2 protein-coding genes are annotated in these 2,308 nt (G+C 66.4%); both read left to right on the forward strand.

What is annotated here, in order from left to right:
* Positions 1-101: 101 nt before the first annotated feature.
* On the forward strand, positions 102-1,232 hold the full coding sequence (locus tag AC1DU6_RS27960) for an MraY family glycosyltransferase (protein ID WP_477861108.1): 1,131 nt from the start codon (positions 102-104) through the stop codon (positions 1,230-1,232).
* 39 nt (positions 1,233-1,271) lie between these two features.
* A partial coding sequence (locus AC1DU6_RS27965; protein ID WP_477861110.1) for a DEAD/DEAH box helicase occupies positions 1,272-2,308 on the forward strand: 1,037 nt, incomplete at its 3' end.

Below are 2,308 nucleotides of genomic sequence, written 5' to 3' on the forward strand. Positions count from 1 at the left end.
CCCGGATAGCGCCCGGCGCAGTCTCCCGTCGTTACACTGCTGATGTCGGCCGAACGGTGGTCACAGCCGCTGCCCCGCATCCAGGCCTGCGCTCTTATTCCATGCTTCCGATTCTCGCCCTGAGCTTTGCGATTGCAGCTGCTGCAACGCTGCTCATCATCCGTTCATCGCACCTGCACGGTGCGCTGTCGGCCGACCATGACCTGTCCGGCCCGCAGAAGTTTCACTCCCGCCCCGTGCCGCGCATTGGCGGGCTTGCCATCTTCGGTGGCTTTGCCGTCGGCACGGTCTTGCTCACCTGGCGTTATCCGGCCATGCGCCACATGGCTGGGCTGCTGCTCGCGTGCAGCGCGCCAGCCTTCGCCTCCGGCGTCATCGAAGACCTGACCAAGCGCGTCAGCCCGCTGCGCCGCATGCTGGCCACGCTGCTGGCAGCCGCCCTGGGCGCCTGGCTGCTGGGCGCGCAGATCAAGGTGACCGAGATCCCCGGGCTGGACTTGATCGCGGCCACGACGGYGGGCGGCTACCTGCTTGCGCTGCTGGTTGTCAGTGGCGTGGCCCATTCGATCAACATCATCGACGGCATGAACGGTCTGGCGTCCATGTGCTCGGCCATCATGCTAGCGGGCCTGGCCTATGTCGCCCTGCAGGCGGGCGACCAGTTCGTCGCGGCCATGGCCATCGCCGTCATCGGTGCCGTGCTCGGCTTCTTCATGTGGAACTACCCCTTCGGGCTGATCTTCCTCGGCGACGGCGGCGCCTATTTCCTCGGCTTCATCCTGTCGGAGCTCGCCATCCTGCTGCTGGTGCGCAACCCCGAGGTCTCGCCGATGTTCCCGCTGCTGTTGTGCGCCTATCCAGTCTGGGAGACGGTGTTCTCCATGTACCGGCGCAAGGTGGTGCGTGGCCGGCCGGTCGGCATGCCCGATGGCATCCACCTGCACAGCCTCATCTACCGCCGCCTGATGCGCTGGGCCATCGGCAGCCGGGACGCCGCCGTGCTGACTCGCCGCAATGCGCTGACCGCGCCCTATCTCTGGGTGCTGTGCAGCCTGTCCGTCGTGCCAGCGACGATCTGGTGGGACGACACCGTCATGCTGCAGGTCATCCTCGGGCTGTTCGTTGTCTTCTACGTGCTGCTGTATTGGCGCATCGTTCGCTTCCGCACGCCCCGCTGGATGGTGCTGAATACGCGAGCCGAATTACGGCCGCCGGTGACCCGGCCGGAGTAGGGCTGGCAGGCCTTTTCCCCTATCCGGGATAATCACCGGATGCAAGAAACCCCTGAGTCCGCAGTCGCGGTGCCCGCCGAGGCGCCCGCGCCTGCCCGTTTCGACACCCTGCCGCTAGACCCCAAGCTGCTGCGCGCGGTGGCTGATTCCGGTTATCTGACGATGACGCCCATCCAGGCCAAGGCGATTCCCATCGTTCTGGAAGGCCGCGACGTCATGGGCGCCGCCCAGACCGGCACGGGCAAGACGGCGGCATTCTCCATCCCCTTGCTGCAGCGCATGCTCAAGCACGAGAACCCGAGTGTCTCGCCGGCCCGCCACCCGGTGCGCGCCCTGGTGCTGGCGCCCACGCGTGAGCTGGCTGACCAGGTGGCAGAGAACGTCAAGAAGTACGCCAAGCACACGCATCTGCGCTCGGTCGTCGTCTTCGGCGGCATCGACATGAAGCCGCAGACGGCCGCGCTCAAGGCCGGCGTCGAGGTGCTGATCGCCACGCCGGGCCGCCTGCTGGACCACATCGAAGCGAAGAACTGTGTGCTCAACCAGGTCGAGTACGTCGTGCTCGACGAAGCCGACCGCATGCTGGACATCGGCTTTCTGCCCGACCTGCAGCGCATCCTCAGCTACCTGCCCAAGGCGCGCCAGACGCTGCTGTTCTCGGCCACCTTCTCGCCCGAAATCAAGCGTCTGGCCCAGAGCTATCTGCAGGACCCCATCCTGGTCGAGACGGCCCGCCCCAATCAGGCGGCCTCGACCGTCGAGCAGCGCTTCATCAGCGTCACCGATGACGACAAGCGTGCCGCAGTGAAGCAGATCCTGAAGGAGCGCTCCATCCGCCAGGCCATCGTCTTCGRCAACTCCAAGCTGGGTGTGGCCCGTCTGGCGCGCTCCTTCGAGCGCGACGGCCTGCGCACGGCCGCCCTGCATGGCGACAAATCGCAGGATGAGCGCCTGAAGTCGCTCGACGCCTTCAAGCGCGGCGAAGTGGACCTGCTCGTCGCCACGGACGTGGCTGCGCGCGGCCTGGACATTGCCGACCTGCCGGCGGTCTTCAATTTCGACGTGCCCTTCAATGC

The sequence above is a fragment of the Roseateles sp. P5_B10 genome (assembly GCF_056400485.1).